Genomic DNA, 1,021 nt, shown 5'->3' with positions numbered 1-1,021 from the left:
AACCCGGAAGCTAAGCCTTACAGCGCCGATGGTACTGCAGGGGGGACCCTGTGGGAGAGTAGGACGCCGCCGAACAATTATTCAGAAAAGCCCCTTCCCAACCGGGAAGGGGCTTTTTGCGTTACCCTCTGCCAATGCAGAACCTGACCCTGACCTGGCAGTCCGCCGGGGCCGCCGCCATCGGCCTCCACGCGGGCGCTTACGCCGCGGCGAGGGGCCGGAAGCCGGCGCTGTCCGCGCTGTTGCGGGAGGCCGGCACGCTGCTGGCGCTGTTCGCGCTCTGGCAGCTGGTCGGGCACCTCTCGGTGATGAGTACGGACCACGCGCTGGACCGCGCGAGCTGGATCCACCACACCGAGCAGGTGGTCGGGCTGCCGGACGAGGCGTCCTGGCAGCGGGCGGTCACGCCGTACCCGGTGCTGGTGAGGCTGGCGAACTACTACTACGCGGCCATGCACTTCGCGGTGATGCTGGGTGTGCTGCTCTGGGTGTTCGTGCGGCACCGCGAGCGCTACGCGTGGGTGCGCAACACGGTGGTGATCACGACCGCGGTCTGCCTGCTGGTGCAGTTCATCCCGGTGGCGCCGCCGCGGATGCTGCCGGAGAGCGGTTTCGTCGACGTGGCCGCCCAGTACGGGCAGTCGGTCTACGGCGGCGCGGTCGGCGGTGTGGTGGTGGCCGATCAGCTATCGGCGATGCCCTCGGTGCACGTCGCCTGGTGCGTGCTGGCGGCGGTCGCGGTGATCCGGGTGTCGCGCAGTTCACTGCGATGGGTGATGGTGCTGCATCCGGTGCTGACGGTGGCCGTGGTGGTGGTGACGGCGAACCACTTCTGGTTGGACGGCATCGTGGCGGTGGTGATCCTGCTCCTCGCCTACGCCGTGCTGGCGCTGGCGGCACGCCGGCGGGGGGGGGGCCCCCCCGGGGGGGGGGGGCGGGCCCACGGGACCACCCAGGGGAAGGTGGGGGAGGGGGGGTTGCCCAGATGGTTCCCAGGTTGGTGCCTCTCCCGACGGGCGGT

The 1,021-nt window shown here is 70.3% G+C and carries 1 protein-coding gene and 1 rRNA gene; both read left to right on the top strand.

What is annotated here, in order from left to right:
* Positions 1–75: ribosomal RNA gene (gene rrf, locus ACFVGO_RS27390) — 5S ribosomal RNA — on the top strand; the annotation flags it as partial.
* Between the two features lie 59 nt (positions 76–134).
* Positions 135–1,021, top strand: an 887-nt coding sequence (locus tag ACFVGO_RS27385) for a phosphatase PAP2 family protein (protein WP_380634586.1), incomplete at its 3' end; no start/stop codon positions are given.

Source organism: Kitasatospora sp. NPDC057738, assembly GCF_042798815.1.
Classification (GTDB): domain Bacteria; phylum Actinomycetota; class Actinomycetes; order Streptomycetales; family Streptomycetaceae; genus Kitasatospora; species Kitasatospora lactacystinica.
This window is presented reverse-complemented; position numbering and strand designations above follow the sequence as displayed.